This window comes from Paraeggerthella hongkongensis (assembly GCF_003726035.1).
GTDB classification, from domain to species: domain Bacteria; phylum Actinomycetota; class Coriobacteriia; order Coriobacteriales; family Eggerthellaceae; genus Paraeggerthella; species Paraeggerthella hongkongensis.
The window spans coordinates 35,804-58,399 of the sequence record NZ_QICD01000015.1 but is presented as its reverse complement, the minus strand read 5'-3'; the positions used below and the strand labels follow the sequence as shown (position 1 = coordinate 58,399).

21 protein-coding genes and 2 tRNA genes are annotated in these 22,596 nt (G+C 58.7%); 14 read left to right on the top strand and 9 right to left on the bottom strand.

All coding sequences use genetic code 11. From position 1 onward, the window contains the following. The first annotated feature begins 292 nt into the window (after positions 1–292). The 3 genes from DMP08_RS08290 to DMP08_RS08280 all read left to right on the top strand — a co-directional run bounded on the left by DMP08_RS08290 (position 293) and on the right by DMP08_RS08280 (position 4,070). The gene (locus DMP08_RS08290) at positions 293–1,597 is read left to right on the top strand and encodes a glycosyltransferase family 2 protein (RefSeq protein ID WP_123192454.1); all 1,305 of its coding nucleotides are present in this window, start codon (positions 293–295) and stop codon (positions 1,595–1,597) included. 187 nt (positions 1,598–1,784) lie between these two features. After that, a complete protein-coding gene (locus DMP08_RS08285; RefSeq protein ID WP_123192453.1) occupies positions 1,785–2,672 on the top strand; it encodes a sulfite exporter TauE/SafE family protein in 888 nt (295 codons plus the stop codon). Between the two features lie 84 nt (positions 2,673–2,756). Then, positions 2,757–4,070, top strand: a complete 1,314-nt coding sequence (locus tag DMP08_RS08280) for a histidine kinase (RefSeq protein WP_123192452.1) — start codon at positions 2,757–2,759, stop codon at positions 4,068–4,070. 74 nt (positions 4,071–4,144) lie between these two features. Here DMP08_RS08280 and DMP08_RS08275 read toward each other — a convergent pair whose 3' ends face one another. Genes DMP08_RS08275 through DMP08_RS08265 form a run of 3 tightly spaced genes read right to left on the bottom strand, consistent with a single transcriptional unit; the run spans position 4,145 to position 7,011 of the window. After that, positions 4,145–5,524 (bottom strand): SPFH domain-containing protein, encoded by a 1,380-nt coding sequence (locus tag DMP08_RS08275; protein ID WP_123192451.1) that lies wholly within the window; start codon positions 5,522–5,524, stop codon positions 4,145–4,147. A gap of 21 nt (positions 5,525–5,545) precedes the next feature. Further along, positions 5,546–6,112 carry a hypothetical protein gene (locus DMP08_RS08270; protein ID WP_123192450.1) on the bottom strand — a complete coding sequence of 189 codons (567 nt, stop codon included), beginning with the start codon at positions 6,110–6,112 and terminating at the stop codon, positions 5,546–5,548. A gap of 2 nt (positions 6,113–6,114) precedes the next feature. Continuing rightward, positions 6,115–7,011, bottom strand: coding sequence for an ion transporter (locus DMP08_RS08265; protein ID WP_161555449.1), 897 nt, complete (start codon positions 7,009–7,011; stop codon positions 6,115–6,117). A gap of 198 nt (positions 7,012–7,209) precedes the next feature. Here DMP08_RS08265 and DMP08_RS08260 point away from each other — a divergent pair, with 198 nt between their 5' ends. Both DMP08_RS08260 and DMP08_RS08255 read left to right on the top strand, forming a co-directional pair. After that, positions 7,210–7,932, top strand: a complete 723-nt coding sequence (locus DMP08_RS08260) for a LytR/AlgR family response regulator transcription factor (RefSeq protein WP_123192448.1) — start codon at positions 7,210–7,212, stop codon at positions 7,930–7,932. A 172-nt stretch (positions 7,933–8,104) separates the two neighbouring features. Next, positions 8,105–8,638, top strand: coding sequence for a hypothetical protein (locus tag DMP08_RS08255; protein WP_123192447.1), 534 nt, complete (start codon positions 8,105–8,107; stop codon positions 8,636–8,638). Positions 8,639–8,720: 82 nt separating this feature from the next. On the opposite strand, the gene DMP08_RS08250 is transcribed toward DMP08_RS08255, so the two are convergent. Further along, positions 8,721–10,697, bottom strand: coding sequence for an ATP-binding protein (locus DMP08_RS08250; protein ID WP_123192446.1), 1,977 nt, complete (start codon positions 10,695–10,697; stop codon positions 8,721–8,723). Beyond that, a complete protein-coding gene (locus DMP08_RS08245) occupies positions 10,694–12,088 on the bottom strand; it encodes a hypothetical protein (RefSeq protein ID WP_148042346.1) in 1,395 nt (464 codons plus the stop codon). The genes DMP08_RS08250 and DMP08_RS08245 overlap by 4 nt, the downstream gene beginning before the upstream one ends. 356 nt (positions 12,089–12,444) lie before the next feature. Here DMP08_RS08245 and DMP08_RS08240 point away from each other — a divergent pair, with 356 nt between their 5' ends. Next, positions 12,445–12,858, top strand: coding sequence for a DUF2871 domain-containing protein (locus DMP08_RS08240; protein ID WP_123192444.1), 414 nt, complete (start codon positions 12,445–12,447; stop codon positions 12,856–12,858). Between the two features lie 77 nt (positions 12,859–12,935). Here DMP08_RS08240 and DMP08_RS08235 read toward each other — a convergent pair whose 3' ends face one another. Beyond that, positions 12,936–13,817: a MarR family winged helix-turn-helix transcriptional regulator gene (locus tag DMP08_RS08235; RefSeq protein WP_123192443.1), complete on the bottom strand. Its 882-nt coding sequence runs from the start codon at positions 13,815–13,817 to the stop codon at positions 12,936–12,938. Between the two features lie 465 nt (positions 13,818–14,282). Between DMP08_RS08235 and DMP08_RS08230 the strand changes: the two genes are divergently transcribed. Then, positions 14,283–14,666 carry a hypothetical protein gene (locus DMP08_RS08230; RefSeq protein WP_148042345.1) on the top strand — a complete coding sequence of 128 codons (384 nt, stop codon included), beginning with the start codon at positions 14,283–14,285 and terminating at the stop codon, positions 14,664–14,666. Between the two features lie 299 nt (positions 14,667–14,965). On the opposite strand, the gene DMP08_RS08225 is transcribed toward DMP08_RS08230, so the two are convergent. After that, positions 14,966–15,580 carry a VOC family protein gene (locus DMP08_RS08225; RefSeq protein ID WP_123192441.1) on the bottom strand — a complete coding sequence of 205 codons (615 nt, stop codon included), beginning with the start codon at positions 15,578–15,580 and terminating at the stop codon, positions 14,966–14,968. Positions 15,581–16,410: 830 nt separating this feature from the next. Here DMP08_RS08225 and DMP08_RS08215 point away from each other — a divergent pair. The 3 genes from DMP08_RS08215 to DMP08_RS08205 all read left to right on the top strand — a co-directional run bounded on the left by DMP08_RS08215 (position 16,411) and on the right by DMP08_RS08205 (position 17,281). Beyond that, a tRNA-Gly gene (locus DMP08_RS08215) sits at positions 16,411–16,485 on the top strand. 54 nt (positions 16,486–16,539) lie between these two features. Further along, positions 16,540–17,187 (top strand): HAD family hydrolase, encoded by a 648-nt coding sequence (locus DMP08_RS08210; RefSeq protein WP_123192439.1) that lies wholly within the window; start codon positions 16,540–16,542, stop codon positions 17,185–17,187. Between the two features lie 18 nt (positions 17,188–17,205). Continuing rightward, positions 17,206–17,281 (top strand) — tRNA-Arg (locus tag DMP08_RS08205). A gap of 111 nt (positions 17,282–17,392) precedes the next feature. Here DMP08_RS08205 and DMP08_RS08200 read toward each other — a convergent pair. Both DMP08_RS08200 and DMP08_RS08195 read right to left on the bottom strand, forming a co-directional pair. Further along, a complete protein-coding gene (locus tag DMP08_RS08200) occupies positions 17,393–18,736 on the bottom strand; it encodes a sensor histidine kinase (RefSeq protein ID WP_123192438.1) in 1,344 nt (447 codons plus the stop codon). Next, complete coding sequence (locus tag DMP08_RS08195) at positions 18,729–19,412, bottom strand: response regulator transcription factor (RefSeq protein WP_123192437.1); 684 nt, start codon at positions 19,410–19,412, stop codon at positions 18,729–18,731. Before DMP08_RS08195 ends, DMP08_RS08200 begins: the two co-directional genes overlap by 8 nt. A gap of 170 nt (positions 19,413–19,582) precedes the next feature. Between DMP08_RS08195 and DMP08_RS08190 the strand changes: the two genes are divergently transcribed. The 4 genes from DMP08_RS08190 to DMP08_RS08175 all read left to right on the top strand — a co-directional run bounded on the left by DMP08_RS08190 (position 19,583) and on the right by DMP08_RS08175 (position 22,576). After that, a complete protein-coding gene (locus tag DMP08_RS08190) occupies positions 19,583–19,771 on the top strand; it encodes a hypothetical protein (RefSeq protein ID WP_123192436.1) in 189 nt (62 codons plus the stop codon). A gap of 62 nt (positions 19,772–19,833) precedes the next feature. After that, positions 19,834–20,733 (top strand): efflux RND transporter periplasmic adaptor subunit, encoded by a 900-nt coding sequence (locus tag DMP08_RS08185; protein ID WP_161555448.1) that lies wholly within the window; start codon positions 19,834–19,836, stop codon positions 20,731–20,733. A gap of 8 nt (positions 20,734–20,741) precedes the next feature. Further along, a complete protein-coding gene (locus DMP08_RS08180) occupies positions 20,742–21,419 on the top strand; it encodes an ABC transporter ATP-binding protein (protein WP_123192434.1) in 678 nt (225 codons plus the stop codon). Beyond that, positions 21,416–22,576 carry an ABC transporter permease gene (locus DMP08_RS08175; protein WP_123192433.1) on the top strand — a complete coding sequence of 387 codons (1,161 nt, stop codon included), beginning with the start codon at positions 21,416–21,418 and terminating at the stop codon, positions 22,574–22,576. The genes DMP08_RS08180 and DMP08_RS08175 overlap by 4 nt, the downstream gene beginning before the upstream one ends. Positions 22,577–22,596: the final 20 nt, after the last annotated feature.

Sequence of the window (22,596 nt, the reverse complement as noted above, 5' to 3'; positions counted from 1 at the left end):
CTTGTCCTTTCCTTTTCGGCAGGCCCCTTCGGCCCACCCTTAGGCAAGGATTCTCAAACTTAGCTGCACGCGTACGGCTAAGTTCAAGAGAAAAAGCAAAGTGTTCGGTTCAGCCTGCAAATCAACTGTTCTATAGGTGCTTACCAGGTACTTCACTGTTTCGGTGAATTGAACAGCGGGTTGGTTGAAAATAGCTACAATAGGGAGGTTGGACTCGCAACGAACGTGCCCTTGGACGCTCTTGAAGGTGCATGTGCGAATCTGCAAAGTGTCGGTCGAATGAAGGACGTGCATGAATCCCGTTATCGTCGTTCCAGTTTTCATATCAGCCCGCCGCCGAAAAGATGGCGGTAGCGTGCTTACCACGTACGATCACGCGACGCCGGTTTCGGCGCCTGGCGAGCTGCCTCGCTTGCTTGCTTCGCTTCAAAAGGTGCGCGGTCTCGGGCAGATCGTCTTGCTGGTTGTTAGCGAGCCGTCCATCGAAAACCAGGCTGCCGAAAAAGTGCAGGCCACGGCTTCGCGCTTCTCGTCCCTTAACATCGTGGTCATCGGCGCGCCCGAACTGGCGCTCATCCAGCAGCGCATGGAACAGTTGGGCCTGGGCAAGCTGCAAAAGGAAATTGGGCTTGCGGGTTACGGTGCTATGCGCAACCTCGGCTTGGTGATGGCCAACGTGCTTGGCTACGATTCGGTCGTGTTTCTGGACGATGACGAAGTGGTCGACGACGCCGACTTCCTCCAAAAAGCCATGTACGGCCTGGGCAAGCTTACGAAAAAGGGCATTCCCATTTTGGCCAAAACCGGTTTCTACTTCAATTCCGAAGGGTCGTACCTGTCCAAGAGCCAGGACAAGTGGTACAACCATTTCTGGCAACAGGGCAAGGCGTTCAACAAATGGATTACCAAAGCCATGCGCGGTCCTCGCTTGTCGCGCTCGAACCATGTGTGCGGCGGGTGCTTGGCGCTGCATAAAGAGGCGTTTCGCCGCCTGTCGTTCGATCCGTGGATTGCGCGTGGCGAAGACCTGGATTACATGCTGAACTTGCGCATGTACGGGTCGGACATCTGGTTCGACAACCAGTGGAGCCTGCGTCACCTTCCGCCTGAGACCGAAAGCGAGGGCACGCGTTTTCGCCAGGATATTTTCCGCTGGCTTTACGAGTATCGCAAGATGGAGTACAGCCGCACGCAGATTGACCTGCTGCAAGTGAAGCCTTCGTCGCTCGAGCCGTATCCTGGTCCCTTCCTGGAACCGGGCATCACGAATCGCATTCGCCTGACGGCGTTTTTGCGCAGCCTTGCTCGACCCGACAAGCGCGCGTATCGCAAGGCCGCTCGTGCCGCGACCGGCGAAGCTACCACGTACGCCCAGCGCAATTGCGCGAAGTACTTCGAGTTCCAGTTCGTGTGGCCGGAGCTTATGGCGCGCATGGAAAACGACCAGATCCTGCGTACCGCGCTGCTTCAGTCGTCTGCTCAGCGTCAGATGAGCGCGAGCGCCGCCGGCTCTTCGACCATGCGTCCCGTGCCTGCCCCGGCACAGGCTATCGACCCGGGCGTGACCAGCGAGATTCGCCTGAACATCGCGGAATAACGCGCTTGACGGGCGTTGCCTGGGCGGCCGGCGAAACGCCGGCCGCCTTGCGTTCGGGGCCGGAAACGGAAACCAAACGCTTACCTTTGTAAAAAGCAGTACCGTATTTGACGAAAGGCATTTGCACTTCGGCTACACTTGACGCTGCGCGTGCTTGGGCGCCAAGCGAAAGGAAAGCTCAGCGTTCATGGATATCTTCATGCTCTATGTTCTGCCGGCTCTTGTCGGCGTGGGGATCGGCATTTTGTCAGGGCTGCTCGGCATCGGCGGCGGCACGGTCATGGTTCCTATTTTTCGGTTGGCGTTCGATATGAGCCCTGTGATGTCTACGGCTACGTCCCTGTTCACCATCATTCCCACATCCGTTTCGGGCGCGGTTTCCCATATTCGGCACAAAACCTGCATCCCGTCGTTGGGCATTGCCGCGGGCCTTGGCGGCGCGATCACATCGCCGTTGGGCGTGTGGCTTGCCCAGATATCTCCCGCATGGATGATCATGCTGGCCGCCGCGCTCATTATCGGGTGGTCTGCGTTCAAGATGCTGTCCAAAGCGTTCAAGATGAAGAAGGCGTCGCCCAGCGCTGTGGGATCGTTGCAGGCGACTGCCGCCGTTCATGCCGAAACGGCGCCTGATAAATCCATCGAGTCCGCGACCGCGTCCGGCAGTCCCGTCGGTCCTTCGCCGTCGAGCAAGCTCACGCGCAAGCAGCTGCTGGTGGGAGCTGTCATCGGCCTGGTTGCGGGCGTGGCGTCGGGGTACGTAGGCGTAGGGGGCGGTTTCATCATGGTGCCCATGATGCTGTCGTTGGTGGGCATTTCGATGCGCCAGGCTTCGGGCACTTCGCTTATCGCGGTCATGATTTTGGCCATTCCGGGCGTCATCGAGCAGGCATTGCTGGGAAACATCAATTATGCGGCGGGAATTGCCATAGCCATTGGGTCCATTCCCGGTGCTGTTATAGGCGCTCGTCTTGTTCGCGTGGTGCCCGAACGCATGCTCCGCTTCATCTTCGGATGCTTCCTTCTGCTGGCGGCTGCCCTGTTGGTGCTGAACGAATTCGGTATACTGAGCTGACGCGCTCGGTGACGATACTCGCGCGCGGTCTGTAGAAGCAATTTCGAGCGCGGTGTGCAGATGTCGCGTTGTGCGGGAGGCACCATGAGGAAAGAGTCGCAAGAGCGGGCGTCGCTGCCCCGCTTCTTCACCCTTGAGATGTTCATGTTCACGATCACGGTCCTTTCGGGCCTGGTGCTTATTTGGAACCTAATCGCGCCGAACAACAACATCATCGCGCTCTTTTGCGCGGGCATCGTGTTCACGCTGTCCATTGTGGTGGTCATCAGGCTGCTCATGGATCCTGATTCGGTGCGCGCCCGGCAATCTGACGCCATGCTCAAACTGGCAAGTCGTACCCTGGCCTGCATGAACGAGGGCCTTGACCGTACGGCGGCAGAAAAAATATGCGAATTGCTTCTTCCCTCGACGGCCGCTATTGCCGTGGCTATTACCGACAAAGACAGGATTCTGGCGTATTCGGGGTACGAAGAGTCCGAGAATCCGTCGGGCAGCATCATTCGCACGCATGCCACGCATGCCACGATCGCCGATGGCGAAATGCGCGTTTTGTTCACGCCTGAGGACATCGGGTTTCCCGATGAGGACTCCAACATCAAGGCCGCCATCATCGTGCCGCTGACGGTGGGGCGCAACGTGGAAGGGACGCTCAAGTTCTACTATCGTCGGGCAAGCCATATCAGCGAAACGCAGAAGTCCATTGCGGAAGGCTTCGGTCAGCTGCTGTCCACGCAGATGGCCGCCGCCGCGCTTGAAGAGCAGACGAATCTGGCAACCAGCATGGAGCTGAAAATGCTGCAAAGCCAGATCAACCCTCATTTCCTGTTCAACACCATCAACACCATTGCTTCGTTGATTCGCACGGATCCGGAAACCGCGCGCAAGCTGCTGCGCGAGTTCGCCGTATTCTACCGGCGCACGCTGGAGGATTCGGCGGACCTGATCATGTTCGGTCGAGAAATGGAGCAGACGCGCCGGTACTTCACCTTCGAGGTTGCCCGCTTCGGGTCCGACCGCGTGGCCATGGTCGAGGACATCGATTCGCGCATCGACGACATGATGGTGCCGCCGTTTTTGATGCAGCCTTTGGTGGAGAATGCGGTGCGTCACGCGATGCCGTCCGAAGGGAAGTTGACTATATCCATTACGGGTGAAGTGATAGGCCAGGATGTAATCGTGCGCGTGATGGATGACGGCGTTGGCATGACGGAGGAGTCTCGCCAGAACATTCTGCATCCTGAATCGTCGACGGGCCTGGGGATTGCCGTGAAGAACGTCCATGATCGCATTTGCGGGTATTTCGGCCCGGGCACCTATATGGATGTGGAAAGCGAGCTGGGCGTGGGAACGTGCGTGAAGCTGGTGCTCAAGGGCGGGGCTCGTCGAGAGTACCAGTAAAAGCGTTTCGTTGCGGATTCGTGCGAGCCGGGGCGCCTTCGAAACTCGTCGAAGGCGCCCCGGCTCCTAGCGTTTTACGAGAAGTCGCTTTCGTCGAAGCGGTCCCCGCATTCGGGGCAGAACTTGGGCGGCTTGCTTTGGTCTTCGGGAACCCAGCCGCACTTATCGCAGCGATACCGCGGTGCAGCCGGCTTCGGCGAGCCGCACTCGTGGCAGAATCGGCTGGTGTTCGTGGTGCCGCAAGCGCAGATCCATGCGTCGCTTGCTGCTGCGGGAGCGGTTGCGGAGGGGGCACCCGCTCCCGAGCAGCTGGGAATAGGGGCGGGGGCGACGGCTGCTGTTGCCGACGGGACCGCCCCGGGTGTGGGCTGTTGGTTGGTGTGCGGGGCGTATCCGGCACCGGTGACGTGCTGTCCCGGATACGCTGCGGATTGGCTGTTCTGTTGCGAGAGATTGAACAGGTCGGTAGAGTTCGCGCCGCCTGCATGTTGTGCCATGTTCATGCCCGCGAACGCCATGAACGCGCCGCCGTTGCCTTCGTTGTGGGCTGCACCCACCATCGCATCGGCCTGCGCGCCCGCCAAGACCGCGGCGGCCATGGAAGGATCGCGCATGACGGCGCTCTTTTGCAGGTTCTTGATGAGGTTCTCGTCGTCTTCGTCGGCGGCTATGGCGTTGATGCCGAACGACACTATCCTTATACCGCGCAGTTCGGTCCATTTCGACGTCAGTATCTCGTCGAGCGCGGCGGCCACTTCGGTGGTGTGGGCGGGTACGGCGGAGTAGCGCACGCCTTGAGCCGATATGCGTGCGAAAGCCGGTTGCAGTGCGGTCAGAAGCTCGCTTTTCAGCTGACTGGCAATCTCGCTGCGGTCGTAGGATTGCTCTATGTTGCCGCATACATTGGTGAAGAACAAAAGCGGGTCGACGATCTTGTAGGAGAATTCGCCGTTGCATCGCACCGCTATGTCGATGTCCAGCCCGATGTTTCGGTCTACAACGCGAAACGGAATGGGGTTCGCCGTGCCGTACTTGTTGCCCAGGATTTCCTTGGTGTTGAAATAGTACACGCGCTGATCGACGCCCGTGTCTCCGCCGAAGGTGAAGCGCTTGCCAATGTTGCCGAACGTATCAAGGACGCTCTTGCCCAGGGATCCGGTGAATACGCTGGGGGCAAGCGTGGTGTCGTAGACGAATTCACCCGGCTCGGCGCACAGATCGACCACCTTGCCCTGCTCTACAACGATCATGCATTGCCCGTTGTTCACGATGACGAGCGACCCGTTGGAAATGACGTTGTCGTCGCCTTTGACGTTCGACGTTCTATCGTTGCTACGCTTGTGTCCTTTTGCAACCAGGGTGGTTTGATCCAGTGCATCGCAGTAGATCATTTCCTTCCATTGGTCTGCCAGGTTGCCGCCCAGCGATCCTGCCGCTGCTTTCAAAAATCCCATGTGCGTCCCCTCGTCTTTCTTTTATCGAAGCTCTCGCTGCAGCTTGCGCAGCATCGGGTATAGGGCCTTGGCGCTGTCGGGCGTGCTGATGAAGGGATGGCCTCCGATGGTGATGGTTCCCCCGTCGCGCTCCAGTTCGCAATCGGCATAGTCTTCCCAGTTCAGAAACGCCATGTCTCCGTCGTCGTCTTTCATGTAGATGCCGTAGGTGCAGCAAGCGAATCCCACCTTGCAGCTGCCGAACATCGTAGTGTCCAGTACGAGGTAGACATCTTCGTCGTCTTCTATCTCGAAATACTTGGTTGCCGCTTGGATCTTGCTTTGTCCTTTGGGGCTCTCCAGATCGCAGCCTATGAGGAATTCGTACGAATCGTCCTCGTCCAGCTCGCGGGCGAAATCGTCGAACAGGCTCTCGAGATCGATGGTCCCTTCGTCATCGTTGGCGCCGCCTGCGTCGTCTGCGTTGCCCGCGGCTGCTGCGTTCAGGGAAAACACGCTGTCGCAACATTCGCAGCGACCATGCGATCCGTTTCCGTAAGGAATCACTTCTCCCATGCACTGGGGGCATTTCAGTATCTTCAACTCCATGGTTACCTCTCCTTTTTCACTGGATCCGGATGGGACGCGCCAAGGTGCTGCGTATGCGCTGACGAGGCTTCGACGGCTGACCGCTCGATGCGTTCCTTCTCGTACAAGTTGACAAGCGCCTCCATGTTCGCCATGTGCTCTTGCAGTTTGGCGAATTCAAGGGACAGCGTAGAATTCGACAGCTCGCGATCTTCTGCTTGCGCGCTTTTCTGCGTTTCGTCGATGGTTCCAACAATGATGCCCACCACGACGTTCACGATGATGAACGCGGACACCACTACGAAGGGGACGAAGTACGCCCACGCCCAAGGGAACACTTCCATGACCGGACGCGATATGCCCATGGACCAGCTTTCAAGCGTCATGACCTGGAACAGCGTGTAAAAGCTCGCGCCAAGATTGCCGAACCATTCAGGGAACCGTTCTCCAAACAGCGACGTTCCCACTACGGCGAACACGTAATAGACGATGCCGAGCAGAAGCGCCGTCCAGCATACGCCCGGAATGGACTTGCCCACGGCCTCCACGATGATGCGCAGTTGGCGAAACGCCGATATGAGACGAAGCACGCGGAATGCGCGAAACACTCTGAGAACTCGTGCTATCTGAACGGGGATGGGCAGCAGGCTTGCGGGGACCAGGCAGAGCACCACGATGATGAAATCGAAATCGTTCCAAGGGTCTCGGAAATAGGCGCTGCGATAGGCCGTCAATTTAAGGATGGCTTCCACTATGTAGATCGCCAGGCAAAGGGCGTCGAACGCGGTCAACGCCATTGCGATCGATGGCGGCAAGGCCATGGTCTGGATGCCGATGGTAATGGCGTTGATCACGATAACGGCCATGATGAAGCGCTGGAACCACGCCGCCTCGACTACGTGCGCTGCCTTTTCTTGCATGGTGCTCCTTTCGCCCGCGTCGATAATCTCACGAATTTTACCAAGCGAGAAAACGGATGCTTTCGCGCGCCATGCGAACGTGATGTCAGGCGATGCAAACGTGGATTCGCGCGCTTCGGCTGCGCAAGGGGATTCCTCTACAATAGAGAAAGCAGACCAAGCCCCCTCCACGGTGCGACGCCAACGAAAGGACCTCGGATGATTCTGGTGCTCATATGCGAGGACGTGCCCCAGGAGGCCGATCTTCTCGATCAGCTGGTGCATCGCTATGCCCATGATCGAGATATCGAGATAGGAACCCAGCTCTACGATAGCGGAGAGCGCTTGCTCATGAACTACGAGCGCGGCGAAGCGGGCGTGGTGTTCTTCGACATCATCATGGAGGGCGGCATGAGCGGCGTCGAGGCTGCGCGGGAGCTGCGCAAGAAGGATCCGGACGTTCCCGTTGTGTTCGCCACCTCTTCGGCGGAGTTCGCGCTCGACGGGTATGACGTGCAGGCCGTTCACTATCTGCTCAAGCCCTTGACGTACGAAAAGGTAGCCGATGCACTTGATCGCTGCGGGAAGCTGCTGGCCACTACGCGTCGAACCATCGATATCACCGTGAACAGGGAGCGGGAGCGGGTGCTTGTGCGCGACATCTTGTATGCCGAGGTGTTCGGCAATCGCGCGATCGTCCGACTGCATGGGCGCACCATCGTTTCCTACACGCCGTTAGCGCAATTGCTCGAGATGGCGGGGGAATCGTTTTTGCGATGTCATCGCAGCTATATCGTGAACATGAACTGCATCGAGCGCGTTGATGGACGCGAATTCGTGCTGGCCACGGGCGACCGCATCCCCATTAGGGCGAATGGGCGCGCGGCCGTTTTGGAGGCTTACCAGGCGTTTCTCTCGAAAGAATTCCGCATCGGTTCGTGAGCGCTGGTTTTTGAGCGCGTGGACGCGGTCCGTTTCGGAAGGTTCGCCGACGCCCACGTTCAGATCATTGCTTTTCACGTTCGCAGCCGTTCGTCATGGGCGCGGTTTTGCGTTCGATATAATCCGGGCAGCGGGGGGATACCCGGATTACTCTAGAAAAGGAGATGGGACTATGAGTTCTTTGTTGCGTGCGAAACAGGCTTTGTTGGTTGCCGCTATGACCGCTCTTCTTGCCTTGTCCGGCATGGCGCTGGTGGGCTGCGGCGGATCGAGCGATTCTGCCGAGCCGGCAAACGATGCTGCTGAAAAGCCGAGCGCCGATGCGACGGCGTCCGATGAATCCGAGATAACGTCCTTGAAGGATCTTGAGGCCGCCATGTCCGAGGCGTATATGGGCATGACCGATTCGGGCGAAGGTTTCTACTATGCTTCTTCTGCCGATGGGTCGCTGTGCATCGTCATGGCTGCCGAAAAGGGCGGCGACGTGGTCAGCTTCGTTGGCCCGGCCACCACGAACGGAAACATGGTCACCGTGACCGATATCGAGAACGAGCTGTCGCTGACGTTTGAAGTGCAGCCTCAGGACGACGGCACGCTCATGCTCGACATGGGCGATTTGGGCAAGGCCCAGGTTGCTCCGTGCAAGGTATCCGAGGTGCTCGAAGCTATGGACACCCTTGATACGTACGGCAACGCTGTAGCGTAATCGCGGTTCTTCTTTCCGTGCTGGCCGGAATGCACGGGGATTGCAGGGATGAAGCGGGCTCTTCTTCGCGAGGAGCCCGCTTTTATACGGTTGGAGTTCTTTTTTGAGGGATGGCGAACATGACTTCGAACCATCCGTTTTCGTGCGTGATGGAGAGTATGCCGCCCAAACGGCGCACCGTGGCGCTGATGGATTCGATGCCGATGCCGGGACCGTCGTGCTTGGACGATAGGAACACGCCTTTGTCGCGGCGCACGTTTCCTCTGTACGTGTTGCGAACCATGAAGACGACCTGTCCCGCTTTCACCTGCCCTCCTACGAAAACGCAGGGCGCTGCATCTTCGTTTTCGGGGCACGACATTGCCGCGTCCACGGCATTCTCCAGCGCGTTTCCCAGGATGATGCCCATATCGATTGGCGATATCCCCAGGTCTGCCGGCAATTTCAGGTCTGTTTCAAACGCGATGCTTCCCTCGAGGGCTCGAAGCCGATAGTGCTGCAGCAAGGCGTTGAGCTCGACGTTTGCCGTTAGGCGCGTCAAGATGTTGCGCGACGGCACCTCTTCCGCCTCTTCTGCATACCGGGAAAGCTCTTCAATATGCCCCTCGCGCGCAAGGGCTCCCATGGTTCTTGCGTACTGGCGAAAGTCGTGCCTGATCTTGCGTTCGATGTCTTCTTGCTCCTCCATGCGCCGCAAGTGTTCCGCCTGGATGGTCAGCTGTCGGCTCATGGATCGCCGTTGCGCTGCAAGGGACGCGTTCTTCAAATAACTTGCGGTCATGTTGCTTGCGAGCATGAACGTTATTGCGATGGCCATGGCCAGCATGGCCCACTCCACGAACCATCCGCCCATGATGGGTTCGTGCGCCGGTATGAGGCGATCCCAGAAGATGGCCGTTGCGAATACGGTATCTGCAACCAGGAGGGGGAGCGCGTTCGAGATGATGCCGTGCGTTACCCAGGCCGTCGCAAGAAGGTAACATGCCACAGCGACTTTGAATGCGGTGGTGAGCAGCGAGAGCATGAGGAGCGCCGTGGCGTTGCCTCCTGATGCGAGGATGTAGGTTGCGGCGATGGCCGCGCAAAGCGCCAGGGCGGTTCCTAGGCTGATGGCCGAGTTTCGACGGCTCACCATGCAGATGTGGTTATGTATGGCCACGATGACCGTAAGCGCACCGTAAAGGCAGATCGATTCGATGAAGTGCCATGGGTGGACGGGCAGGGTGAACATAGCATGCAAAGGAGCATGCGATATGACCGGCAGGCTGCAAAGGGCTGCTCCGGCCACAAGAAGGGCGAGCGTTCTGTTCTGCCGCGACATAAAGGCCACTATCAGGGCGATGACAGCTTCCAATGCGGTGATGGCGCATGCGACTGCAGCCATGCTCGTGCGGGCGATGCCGAGCGCCTCGAGGGCGGCGGGTTGCCCGAAGGCCAGAGGGTACACCATGCCGCTGTAGAGCGAGGAATGGTTGGTTGTTGCGATGACCAGGGTTGTTTCTCCTTCTGCCCAGAATGTCATCTGGCCGGTCCGCGTGGCGTCTCGGTAGTTTTCAGGGTCGGGGTTTCCCACGTGCGCCACAAGATTGCCGTCTATGTACAGGCGATAGGCCGAGTAGATTTCCGGGAGGTGGAGCGCGTAGAGGCGCGGGGTTTCGGGAAGCACGAGGGTCATGGCGTACGTGGCCGATCCCTGCCCGTCGCGCGCGGGGTTGTCCAAGGAGAACGTTCCATGCTGTCCTGCGGATACGTAGCGCATGACGTCCGCCCCTTGGCCCGCGGCCAGTTGGTCGGGCGTGAGCAGAAGGTCGGGATAGAACTCCCAGCCGTCAACCAGGTATCGTATGGGCGTGCTCTGGCAGTCGGCTTCGTCGACGTACAGCAAGCCGTTGATGGCCTGGTTGCCGGGAGCCTCGTATTTGTTGTCGTGCAGGCTTATCGTGTAAAAAAGGCACGAGGATAGCGCGACGGCGACCAGGATGAGCAGCATTCGTCGAGCGGTCGCATTCAGCCGTTCTCCTGCAGAGGCGATGTTGGAAATGTTCTTGCGAAGGTTCATGAAGGCGTGCGCGTCGACCTGGAAAGGGCTTTTCGCCGCTTGCGGGTTTCTATGCCAACCGTGCCGAGCGCAAGCGCAAGCGCAAGGCACGCTGCGCCCGCCAAGATGGGGCCGACGTGCCTGAGCGCTTCGTACGAGTTCGCGGTTGAGGCCGAATCCGTTTCAAGGGGGGCGTTGACGGGCTGCCCGTTCTTCCAGGCCGACGCCCCGAGGTTTTCGTTTTCGCCGCTGATGGCAACGGTGAAGGAATCGTTGCCTGCAAGCGACAGGCTGCGAACATGTTCGCTGGGTATCGAGACCGTCGCCCTCCCGAAGTCGAACAGCACGGCAGTGCGGCGTGTTGCGAGGTCGTTCATCCTTGTGCCGGAAAGCGTGATGGAGTTGGGCCCGTAGGATTCCAGATTGGATCCGTCCTCAGCGTAGGCGAGGTCATTGGCGGGAGGTTCGATTGGCAAGGGTTTCGGCTGGGGGGCCGGGGGATTCTCCTCGATTCCGCCGTTGCTTTGGGGCGGTTCGCTTCCGGAAGGCTCGTCCTCGGGGGGATTGCTTGGCTCGGGGGAGGGCTGCATGCCGCCGGGCAAACCGTTTCCCAGGCCGTCTCCGGCGTCCCGATCGCCTTCGTAGTAGATCACGCTCAGATCTTCTTGCGTTACGGTGGCTTCGGACGAGCTCTTCATGCCGGAAGGGTCGGTCAGTGTCAGGATATAGGTTCCGGGTTCGATTCTGGACGCGTACAGAAACGCCCCGTTCGTAGAGACGCGCCCCCAAGGCGATTCGTCAAGGGGCATGCGCTCGTCCGACCCCTTTTTCTGCACGGTGATCGAGCTTGCTGCGAGGTCGTCTTCGCCGACGCCCGCCCAGGGAAACGTCAAGGTGCCTGCCCAGTCGCGATACCAATACGCAAGCGACGGAGCATGGGGGTTCACTACGTGCACCGTGTACGAGACGTCCGGTTGGGCTACGCCCCAGCTGAAGCCTTCTTCGAGTTCGATCGAGGGCTTCAAGGTATAGCGGCCGGGGGCTGAAAGATCGACTGCCGAAGCATCCCATGCGAAGGTCATCAAGCACGTTTCCGGGCCGGTTGCCTCCATGGGGTTGGCGTTGGCGAATGCGCAGTACGAGGACTCCCTTTCAAGCATGGCTTCAAGATCGGCGAGCGAAGACCCTGCGACAACGGCTCCGCCTACATGGTACGACGAAGAGATTTCGTACGACAGGACAACTGTTGAAGCGGGCGCACCCTCTTCGGCGGCCGCGCCGCCCAAAGTGAACGCGTAAGCGTACGGGGGGAGCGCGAGGGCGGTGGTCGCGCCTAGGAGGGCAGCGGCCACTGCCAGCGTTGCGGCTGATCGGGCGACACGGAAATTGCGGATGTGGTCGCGTGCTGTCAAGGGCCCTTCTCTCGTCGAGCATGGTTAGAGGTTATCGCAATGCGATTCAATCATGTTCATTTTACCTGTGAAGGGTTTTCAATGGTGCGAAAACGCGGCCTTGTTTCGGCGTTTCCTGTTCTTCGGAAGATGCTCGGCTGCGTGGACGCGCTGTTTTGCGCTCGATGCAACCCGGGCAGCGGGATGGTTACGTTTCGTTGCCTGCTGCCGAGAGCCTGTGCCTTGCATGTATGCTACTGTCGTAGTATCCTTTATATGAACAATGTTCATGAATGAAGTCTGCCGCCTTCTTCTCGTGTGGGGAGGAGCGGCCGGTTAGACGATGCGATGCCCTGCGGGGCTGGAAAAGAGACGACATGATAAAGAAGTACTTCAATTTTGCCCTTGCGTATGCCATTGTTGCCCTGGCGATGGGCGTGTTCTATCGGGAGTTCACCAAGCTTTCCGGATTCGACGGGTTCACCAGCCTGTCGTTCATCCACACGCACTATTTCGTGCTGGGCATGTTCTTCTTCTTGGTCTTGGCGCTGCTTGAGAAGGCGTTCTCGTTTTCGACTCAAGGCAAGACCATGCCCTTTGTCGTGGTTTACAACATTGGATTGAACATCGCGTGTTTGGCGTTTTTGGTTCGAGGGGTCACGCAGGTTCTTGGCATCGCGCTTGCGAGTGCGCCGGATGCCGCTTTGGCCGGCATCGCGGGCATCGGCCATATTCTTCTTGCCGTTGGCCTTGTCGCAATCTTGCTGAAGGTGCGCAAAAGCGCCGCGTAGGGCTTTTACGGCGTGACGTGACGGTTGCCGGTCGTCGCGTCACGCCTTCCCGTTGACGCGTTACGGGAGCCGCAGGCTTAGGACGGCGGCTCCTTCGTTTTGTGCATGGCCGCGACAATCTTCTCGGCTATGTCGAAGTATTGGTGAGCCTTGCTTCGACTCTCTTCGGGAATGATGGCGATGAGGGCTTCAAGCAAATCGGGGACGATGAAGGTGTCAAGATCGTAAAGCGCCTGTTCGGTGATGCGTGCGTACGTGTAACGCTGGTCCGAGGCGGAACGCTGCCGCTCAACGTACCCCTGCTTCTCGAGTTTCTTCAGCGCTTCCGAAACCTCGGGCGGCCGTAGGAACACCTTGCTTGCAATCACGATAGGGGACAGCCCGATGGGCGCGTCGGTAAGGCAGGCGAGGATCTTGAAACTGTTCAGGGACACCCCGTTCTTTTTCAGGGCGCGGCATTCGGTTGCGTGATTGACGAACACGCATTCGGCGTACGAGCGTTCCACGTTGTCGAGAGTTAGCCCGTATTTGCTGATCACACGATTGTTCGCGGCCGTTTTCAAAGAATCGTAGTACGTCAGCAGAAGCTCATCGGTGGTGTAAAGCTCCCAAATCTGCCTGACTTGGTCTATGATTTCTCGGTCGATGTCTTTGATGAGCTGGACGGAGCGCTCGGTGCATAGGACAACGGTGTTGCGTCGGTCGTCTTTGTCCCACTGGGTTTTGACCAGGTTCATCGCTTCGAGTTCTTTGATGGTCATGGTAACGGTTGATGGATGCAGGCTGAGCGTTTTGGCAAGGCTTCGCATTTGGTCGAACCGCTCGAATGCCTGCAGCCGCGCAAGGATTCGGTACTGGTTTACTGATATGCCGCCTGCAAGTCCAATGGTCTTGGCGAGCGCTTTGTGCGCAGCGGTAGTGGCGATGACCCAGTTGTTCAGTCGTAGGCACAGCGTCATGGATCGATACACCCTCTCCAAGGCGTCGTAACGGATATGATAAAAATGTTACTATTTTTCTATCGAAACTGTTTCGTAGGGCTCTAAAGGTTTACATACCGAATCGAATCATTAATTGAAATGACAAATTGGTATGCAAATTAGTTATTTGACTTTTGATGTGCTTCGAGTTGGGTATCCCGCTCGATTATGCGCCGCGTTTTGAATTGCGCGAGTTCACGCGAAGCGCCCGCTCGCACGCCTCGTTCGCCACGCGCCTTGAAACCTTGATGCGCACATGGTTGGGTATATTGATCGTTTGCCCATGCATGGTTCAGCCGGGTGTTTCGGGCGGTATCATTTCACACGCGCTGGAACTTGGATTTCGCGGCGCATGAGTCTTCTTCCACCGGGCGAAGGCTGTGAAGGGGCGGCAAAGGAGCTTCGATGCGCATGTTCGATATTTTTAGGCGAAGGTCGTGCAGTGTGAGCAAGCCGAAGGCTTTGCCGTGCGATAAGCCGGTGGAGAAGGGTGTCGTTTGCGATTCGGAGGAGCTCCCGCATGCGCTTGCCGCGGAGTCGCATGCGCGTTCTCGGACGGCTGGGTCTGCTCAGGATCTGTTGACGCTTTTGGCTCGGAAAGCGGAATGCCCTTCCATTGGAAGCTTGGGGGTGGAGCCGTGGAGGGGTCGGGCGCGTGTGCTTATGGGGTCGGTTGCTCATGAGGAGTACACTCCGGCGGCGCTGACGGCGGTCGCGCATGTTCTGTACGCCGAAGCGCTGCGCTTTGATACTGCCGACGAAGCTCATCGGTTTTTCGAGCTGCTTAACACGGTGCTCGGCCAGGCCGATGGTGAAGAAGCCTCGTGATGACGCGTGCGTTTTGCTTTCGGGTCGAAGCATGCGGCAAGGATGAGGCGGTCCTGTCAAAACGAGCGAGTTTGCCGGTCCTTGAACCAGGATAAAAGCTATTGGCGGCTGCGTGAGCTGGGACGATGAAAAACGCGTTTGAGGAATGGTTCTCCCAAAGACGGAAAACCGCCCAAACTCGTTCGTTTTGGCAGGAGGGCCCGACGATCCGCGCGGAGGGGCGGGCGTCGCGCCGCTGGCCGCCGGATGGCGGGGCGTCGCGTCTTGGATAGCTGCAGGACCGACTCCGGCTTGCTGGTTCAGGAACGTTTCTTGAAGCTGACCTCGATGTTGCCGGTCGATGCAAGCTCAAGGCGCTCGTCGTCGCATAATTCCCGTATCAGCGGGAATCGAACGGGGTTTGTACTGTAGACAACCCGGTTGATTTGCTCAATGCCGTTTGGGTGGACGAAATTCTTGGGCTTTGGGTCGGCGGAGAAGTAGGTCATGAGGAAGGGAATGTCGAGGGCTGTTGGAGATGCGATTCGGAAGCGCAGGTCTCTGCCATGTGCGTCCACTCGACGGGCAGGGGCTTCGCAGCTTCTGATTCCGTGTTTCCGCAGAACCGCCCTTTCTTTAGCAAGGTTGCTCCCGTAGCTCTCCAAGGCAAGCTCGCGGTATCCTGAGGCGCATGAGTCAAGGCGTTCGAACCGATCGACAAGGGCGCCTTTACCCAGAAGCCGCATGAGGGCTTTTACGGCATCGGGCATTCTTGAGCCGTCCAGCAGCTCGATATAAGGTCCTTCGGAAAAGTAGATAAGGGCATTGATCGGGTTTTTCGCTCTTCCGTACTCGATCGCGAACCCTTCTTTTCGGTATTCTCGAACAGCTTGATCCAGCTGTTCGACTTTCAGTATGAGATGGCTTAGCTTCATGGGCGGCTCTCTTTCTCCAATGCGCTTTTTGGTTCTGGGGGTATTGCAGTGTTGCAGGTTGCTTTGCCCAGGGAATGGTTTTACGACGGGCGGCTGCGTCTTTTGTAAGTTATATTAGGCTAACAAAAGAATATTGCAAGTAGCTTATCGCGTGCGAACATCCACCCGCGAGGCGCAGCTTCAGTACTTTGGGCGCGAATCGGCACCTGTGGCAATTCGCGCGGCGCGTGGAATCGCATGGCGGCTGCCTCCGAGGACGCGACCGGGCCTTTCGCCAACACGCTGCTTCGCAGTCCGCTTTCGATGCCCGATTTCTTGTCATGGCCCCCGATTCGCGTCCATGTTTTCAAGGGCGGTCCTCAAGCCAGGATGAAGACTGTCGGCAACTGCGCGACCTTAGGCGACGAGGTGCGCGTACGGGTTGCTACGCGCCTGCTGTGCGTCGCGCAGGCTCTCTGCGCGCGGTTCTGCTTCGATTCTGCTCGTCCTGTCAAAACGAGCGAGTTTTACTGGTCCTCGAATCAGGATAAAGGCTACTGACGGCTGCGTGACCTGGGTTGATGTAAAACGCGTCCCAGAAGCTGTTCCCTTAGGGGCGGAAAATCGCCGCAAAACTCGATTGTTTTGACAGGATGGCGTGGCAGGGCGGCGCGGCGGCGCAGGCTGTCGACGTCCGTCCTGCACGCCGTGCGCAGCTGCCTTGTAGAACCCGCGCGACCTGGGTTGAAGCCAGGCGCGCGCCTTGCGGCAAGCGCAATGTGGCCTATCGATGGAATATTCTCTGATATTTTCAGACGAATGGGGAATATAAGGTTATAATTCCCTACATTGCGGGTGTGGCCAAGTGGTAAGGCAAAAGCTTCCCAAGCTTTCATTCGCGGGTTCGAGTCCCGTCACCCGCTCCATAGACTTACGATCCAAGCCTCGGCTTGGATTTTTTCTTATGATAGGAGGTTGCCATGGATCGCTTCGACACGCTGGTGTTCGATTTGGACGGCACCCTGCTCGATACTCTGCCCGATTTAGTGGTTCTGACGAACGCCGCGCTCGGGGAATTCGGTTTCCCCCCGCGTACGACCGACGAGATTCATAGCTTTGTTGGCAATGGGGCACGCGCGCTTGTGTATCAAGCGGTTCCTGCCAACACGTCGCCCGATCAGGCGGAAGCGGTTATGCAGCGTTGGAAGGATCTGTATCCTAAAATTGGCAACAAGCTGACCAGGCCGTATCCGCACATGGTCGAAACCCTGACCGAACTCAAGCATCGCGGTGTTCGTCTGGGCGTTTTGTCGAACAAGTTCGATCAAGGCGTCCATGACGTGATCGACCAGCATATGCCCGGCCTTTTCGAGGTCATGTACGGAGAATGCGACCTCATCCCGCGCAAGCCTGATCCTGCGGGGCTGCTGCGCACCATCTCCGAGCTGGGGTCCACGCCTGCGCTCACTATCTACGTGGGGGATTCTCCCGGCGACGTCAAGGTGTCGCGCAACGCCGGCGCGTTCGCCATGGGCGTTGCATGGGGCTATCATGATGCGGCTCGTCTTCGAGAAGCGGGCGCGGATATCGTGATCGACGATGCGAGAGGTTTGCTCAACTTCGTTTAATGTTACAATAGCTGCCGCGCCTCCGTAGCTCAGGGGACAGAGCACCGCTCTCCTAAAGCGGGTGCCGCGCGTTCGAATCGCGCCGGGGGCACCATTGATCGTTGCAGGCCGCTGGTTGCTTTTTGCAGCTGGCGGCCTGTTTTACTTTGGCGAAGATCGTGCTCGTTGTCGGTGCATCGATCCTGGTTTCGCTCTTTGGTCCCCGCTATTTCGCCGCAATCCTCTTGAACGTAGCCGTCACCGTCACGCCGCATGAAGCGTTGCGATCCATGCGGATGGTGCCGCCATGGGCGTCCATGATGCTTTTGGCGATGGAGAGCCCCAGGCCGTTGCCGCCCGTTTCGCGCGAGCGAGCCTTGTCGGCGCGGTAGAATCGGTCGAACACACGGCCCAGATCCTGCTCGCTCACGCCCACGCCGTTGTCCGAAACGCGCAGGATCGTCGATGACCCCCGTATTTCGACGAACATGCTGATCGTGCCGTCTTCTTCGGTGTACTTCAGGGCATTGTCCAGAAGAATGGCCAGAAGCTGGCGCAGCTTGTCGGGATCGCCCTGCACGAGCGCACGGTCCGCCGCGCTCACCGCCAGCGTTTTGCCTTCCGCAACCACCAGATCTTCGTAGGCGGCTGCCATGCTGTTCGCCAGGTTCCCCAGATCGACTTCTTTCGGGTCGATGCGATCATCCTCTGCATCGGCCGTGGTGAGCGCAAGCAGATCCTTGGTCAGGCGCGACAGCCTTCCCGCCTCCTCGATGGTGATGCTGATGTCTTCGAACTTGTCGATGATGCGCGCATTCGGCTCTTCCAGCAAAAGCTCCTGCGTGGTGCGGATAACCGTGAGGGGGGTGCGCAGTTCATGCGAGGCGTTCTGCACGAATTCCGTTTGCTTCTCCCATGCCTCGGCTATGGGGCGCAGCGTCTTGCGCGACAGCAGGTAGCTTGCTCCGGCCGAAATCAGCAGCGCGACGGTCAGGCCCGTGATGAGCGTGACGGTGAATTGGTCCAAGATGGCAACTTCCGAATCAACGTTCACGATGGTCTGAAGGTACTCCGCCCCATCTACCGAGGGATCCGTCCGATAGGTTGCCGCACGATAGTGGTGGCCGTTCTGCTCGATCAGGTACGCCGTGTCCAACAGGTTGGGGTCGAAAGGCAGCTTCTGGAAAAAATCCGGGTAGGTGGAATAAATGCCGAACGTGTCAACCACCGTGCCGTCGCTTGCCCGCGCAAGCAGGACGATCTGAGGGTTCTCTTCCAGGCTTTCTTCGACCATCTGATTCGGGGATGCATCGGCGGCGGTTGTGGCCTGCGCGGCCGGCATGTCCTCTTGCGTCGCCTGGTTTTCGGCGGGCACGTCTGCATCCGTTACCGACGTGCCTTCTTCGTCGATGCCGATCATGAGGATCTGCTGGTCCACCACTCTGAAGATATTGGAGTTGACGGTCTGGTACACGAACGCCCCCAAAGCGGCGAATATCAACCCGAACACCACGAAGAACAAGGCTGCATAGCGGATCGATACCCGCTTCATGCGGGCGCTCTCACGCATGGTCCACCTCGTCGGTCAGCAGGTACCCCACGCCGCGGATCGTTTTCAGATAGGCGTCGTAGCCGAAGGGCTTGAGCTGTTTGCGAACGGCGCTCATGTACACTTCGACCACGTTCGAGGAGGTGTCGGATAAAAATCCCCACACCTTGTCGAACAGCTGGGATTTCGATACCAATTGGCCCTGACGGCTGACCAGGTACTCCAGGGCGTCGAACTGCTTTCCTTTGAGCGCAAGCGGCTCGCCGTCGATGGAGGCCGTGCGCTTCGTCGGTGAAACGACCAGGCCCTTGAACACAAGGTCCGCCGACTCGTACAAGCCCATCGTTCGGCGAAGGATCGCCTCGATGCGCAGAAGCAGCTCGTCTTTGTCGAAGGGCTTCACCAGGTAGTCGTCGGCGCCCGTTCTGAATCCGCGCGCTTTGTCGGCGATGGTGCCCTTCGCGGTCAAGATGAGGACGGGCGTGAACACCTCGTTTTTGCGCAGCTGCTCAAGAACGTCGTATCCGTCCATGTGGGGGAGCATGATGTCCAGCACGATCAGGTCGTAAATGCCCTCTTTGGCGAAGAAGTAGCCTTCGGTTCCATCGAATGCTTGATCGACGTCGTAGGTCGAGGCCAAGCAGCGCTTGATGGCGTTGGACAAGTTGCGGTCGTCTTCGACGATAAGGATCTTCATGGTTCACCCACCTTCGGTTGCGCCCATTCTAGCATCTCATTCTTAAAAGGGGCTTAAACGATTGGTGGAGATATCTCCACAGGTGGGAAGGGCCTTTTTAAGGGTTTTTTAAGGGCGCTTCGATAGTATGCGCAGCGTGAAGTTGACGGATGCGAAAGAAAGGCGTTCCCATGAACGATTCCAAGACCAACAACGCATACAAGATCCTCGTCGTCATGCTTTCGGTGGCGATTCTCGTAACCGGCGGGCTGCTTCTGGCGAAAACCATGACCGGCGGCGGTCCGACCGAGGGGGCCGCTGCGCCCATGATAGCCGAAGGCGGAAGCCAGGATGCAACTGCGGCTGACACGGCTGCCTAAACGCTTGCCGCGGCCGCTCGGCCGCCTGGTGCAAGCACGATGAAGAAATGATGGGAGATACTATGGCAAAGAACATCGTCAAGGTTGCGGTAGTGCTGGTCCTGTGCGCCGCATTGGGCGGCATCGGGTACCTGCTGTACCAGCAATCGAACCCGAAGGTGCCGGCCGAGGGCGAGATGATGCCCACGGCTACGGTTTCGAAGGGCACGGTGGTGAAGCAGGTCAAGGGCACGGGCGAGGTGAAGGCCGCTCAGGTTGAGAAGTTGAAAATGCCCAAGTGGCGTTACTTCAAGGACTCGGACGTGCCCTTGAACAAGGTGATTCCGGCCGGCACGGTTCTGGCTAACTTCACCTACGGGGATCCGCTCGTCGCCCCCTATGATCTGGTGGTGCTGTCGAAGAGCTTCCCGAAGGCGAAGGAAGAGCTGACCGAGGAGCACTATGTCGAGGTGGCGCGCGTGAACGCGATGCACGTGGAGTTCGACGTGCATGAGAGCGATCTCGCCCAGCTTTCCGAAGGCCAGGCCGCCCAGGTTGTGCTGGGATCCAACGAGGGCAAGACCTTCGAGGGCAAGGTGACCAACATCAACCAAGTGGGCACCTACAATTCCACGGGATCGAAGTACAAAGCGACCATCGAGATCCCCAACGACGGCAGCATCCTTATCGGCATGACCGCGAACGTGCGCATTGACGTAGCGCAGGCGACCGACGTCCTTACCGTTCCTGTGAGCGCCATCGTGGACGCAGGCGCCGGCAAGACCACCGTTCTGGTCCAGCGCGATGGCGAGCTCATGGAGCCGGTCGAGGTTGAAACGGGTCTGTCCGATGGCAAGATCGTCGAGGTCAAAAGCGGGCTCAAGGAGGGCGACAAGGTTGCTTTGAACGAGCCTTCGTCCCAGGGGGGCGCGTTCCCGGGCGAAGAGGCCGCCGGAGCAATGATGATCACGGCCGAGGGCTAGGTGCTCCCATGATTACCATGACCCATCTAACCAAAACCTATCGCATGGGAGACGATGAGGTTCATGCGCTTGACAAGGTGAGCTTTCGCGTCAAACAAGGCGAGTTCGTGGCCATCGTGGGGCCGTCGGGTTCGGGGAAGTCAACGCTCATGAACATGATCGGATTGCTCGACACTCCCGATTCCGGCACGTACCTGCTTGATGGCGAAGACGTTTCTCGCATGTCGGAAGACCGGCTCGCCGGGGTTCGGAACCGCAAAATCGGCTTCGTGTTCCAGAACTTCAACTTGCTTGGGAACATGAACGCCAAAGAGAACGTGCGCTTGCCCCTGCTGTATCGCGGCATGCGCGCCGGCGACGCCGATCGCCTGGCCGTTTCCATGCTCGAACAGGTGGGGCTTGCCGGTCGCGAGAAGCACCGGCCCGCTCAGCTGTCCGGCGGCCAGCAGCAGCGCGTGGCCATTGCCCGCGCCTTGGCGGGCTCTCCGGAGATCCTGTTGGCCGACGAGCCTACGGGCGCGCTTGATTCGCGCACGAGCGTCGAGATCATGAACATGTTCAAAGAGCTGAACGCGAAGGGGCAGACCATCGTGTTCATCACGCACAACCCCGAGCTTGCCCACGAGGCGAATCGGACCGTGACCATAGCCGACGGCGTGCTGCGCGAGGAGGTGAGAGCCGTATGAAATGGATCCAGATAGCAAAAGAGGCGATCGGCAACGTCTCGCGCAACAAGCTGCGCACGGCGCTTACCATGCTGGGCCTGATCATAGGCATTTCTTCGGTGATCGTGCTCGTGGGCATGAGCGACGGATCGAACCGTCAGGTGGCCGAGCGCATGAAGGCGCTGGGCGGCGATGTGATCTCGGCGTTTTTGTTCGAGACGTCGCTCAACTACGAAGACATGGGCGCCATGGCCCAGCTGCCGAACGTGTCGAAGGTGGCACCTGCGAAAAGCGTGAGCGCTTCTGTGAGCGTGGGGTCGAAGCATTCGAATCGAGCCACGGTGGAAGGGTCCGACGAGCAGTACCTGTCCGCCCGCAACCTCGAGCTGGCTGCCGGGCGCAATCTTTCTTCGGTCGATCGTGAGAACAAGTCCAACGTTGCCGTTATCGGCGCATCGGTTGCTCGTGATCTGTTCGGCACCACGGACGTGCTCGACCGCACCATCAAGGTTGGCGGGGGCGAATTCACCGTGGTGGGCGTGCTGAAGGAGCAGGGCGCATCCATGGGCTTGAACACCGGCGGCGTGGTCGTCATCCCGCTTCCTTCGGCGTATGCCTTGGGCGCGGACGGCAAGATCGAATCGGTGTACGTTCGCGCCGACAGCGAGGACAACGTGCAGCAGGCCAAGCAGTCCATTTCCCAGTACTTGAGGACCGACAAGAGCGTTCCGCCGTTCAGCTTCGTCGTGAACACCCAGGATGAAATGCTCAATGCGGGCGGGTCCATCAACAAGACCATGACGCTGCTGCTTGCCGGCGTTGCCAGCATCTCGCTTTTGGTCGCGGGCATCGGCGTTATGAACGTCATGCTGGTTTCGGTTGCCGAGCGCGTCCGCGAGGTTGGCATCAAGAAGGCTCTTGGTGCGCGGCGCGGCGACATCCTGTTCCAGTTTTTGGTGGAAGCCCTGCTCATCAGCTTGCTGGGCGGCTTGCTGGGCATCGCGCTCGGCGTGGGCTTCTGCAAAGCCGCCGAGTTCGTGAGCGTTCCCTGCGTAGTGTCGCCCTCCATCGTGGGCGTTGCGTTCGGCGCCAGCACGTTCATCGGGTTGGTGTTCGGCATCTTCCCCGCGTACCGGGCTTCGAAGCTGCGGCCCATCGAAGCTTTAAGGCAGGAATAGCAAGAGGGCGCCCGGATTCC

Coding starts and splice junctions, on each gene's coding strand:
- DMP08_RS08270 (WP_123192450.1), bottom strand. CDS start 6,112: ATGGAGTTGAAGATACTGAAATGCCCCCAGTGCATGGGAGAAGTGATT.
- DMP08_RS08285 (WP_123192453.1), top strand. CDS start 1,785: ATGGATATCTTCATGCTCTATGTTCTGCCGGCTCTTGTCGGCGTGGGG.
- DMP08_RS08250 (WP_123192446.1), bottom strand. CDS start 10,697: ATGAACCTTCGCAAGAACATTTCCAACATCGCCTCTGCAGGAGAACGG.
- DMP08_RS08200 (WP_123192438.1), bottom strand. CDS start 18,736: ATGCGTGAGAGCGCCCGCATGAAGCGGGTATCGATCCGCTATGCAGCC.
- DMP08_RS08240 (WP_123192444.1), top strand. CDS start 12,445: ATGATAAAGAAGTACTTCAATTTTGCCCTTGCGTATGCCATTGTTGCC.
- DMP08_RS08290 (WP_123192454.1), top strand. CDS start 293: ATGAATCCCGTTATCGTCGTTCCAGTTTTCATATCAGCCCGCCGCCGA.
- DMP08_RS08255 (WP_123192447.1), top strand. CDS start 8,105: ATGAGTTCTTTGTTGCGTGCGAAACAGGCTTTGTTGGTTGCCGCTATG.
- DMP08_RS08235 (WP_123192443.1), bottom strand. CDS start 13,817: ATGACGCTGTGCCTACGACTGAACAACTGGGTCATCGCCACTACCGCT.
- DMP08_RS08210 (WP_123192439.1), top strand. CDS start 16,540: ATGGATCGCTTCGACACGCTGGTGTTCGATTTGGACGGCACCCTGCTC.
- DMP08_RS08190 (WP_123192436.1), top strand. CDS start 19,583: ATGAACGATTCCAAGACCAACAACGCATACAAGATCCTCGTCGTCATG.
- DMP08_RS08225 (WP_123192441.1), bottom strand. CDS start 15,580: ATGAAGCTAAGCCATCTCATACTGAAAGTCGAACAGCTGGATCAAGCT.
- DMP08_RS08260 (WP_123192448.1), top strand. CDS start 7,210: ATGATTCTGGTGCTCATATGCGAGGACGTGCCCCAGGAGGCCGATCTT.
- DMP08_RS08180 (WP_123192434.1), top strand. CDS start 20,742: ATGATTACCATGACCCATCTAACCAAAACCTATCGCATGGGAGACGAT.
- DMP08_RS08280 (WP_123192452.1), top strand. CDS start 2,757: ATGAGGAAAGAGTCGCAAGAGCGGGCGTCGCTGCCCCGCTTCTTCACC.
- DMP08_RS08265 (WP_161555449.1), bottom strand. CDS start 7,011: ATGCAAGAAAAGGCAGCGCACGTAGTCGAGGCGGCGTGGTTCCAGCGC.
- DMP08_RS08175 (WP_123192433.1), top strand. CDS start 21,416: ATGAAATGGATCCAGATAGCAAAAGAGGCGATCGGCAACGTCTCGCGC.
- DMP08_RS08185 (WP_161555448.1), top strand. CDS start 19,834: ATGGCAAAGAACATCGTCAAGGTTGCGGTAGTGCTGGTCCTGTGCGCC.
- DMP08_RS08195 (WP_123192437.1), bottom strand. CDS start 19,412: ATGAAGATCCTTATCGTCGAAGACGACCGCAACTTGTCCAACGCCATC.
- DMP08_RS08275 (WP_123192451.1), bottom strand. CDS start 5,524: ATGGGATTTTTGAAAGCAGCGGCAGGATCGCTGGGCGGCAACCTGGCA.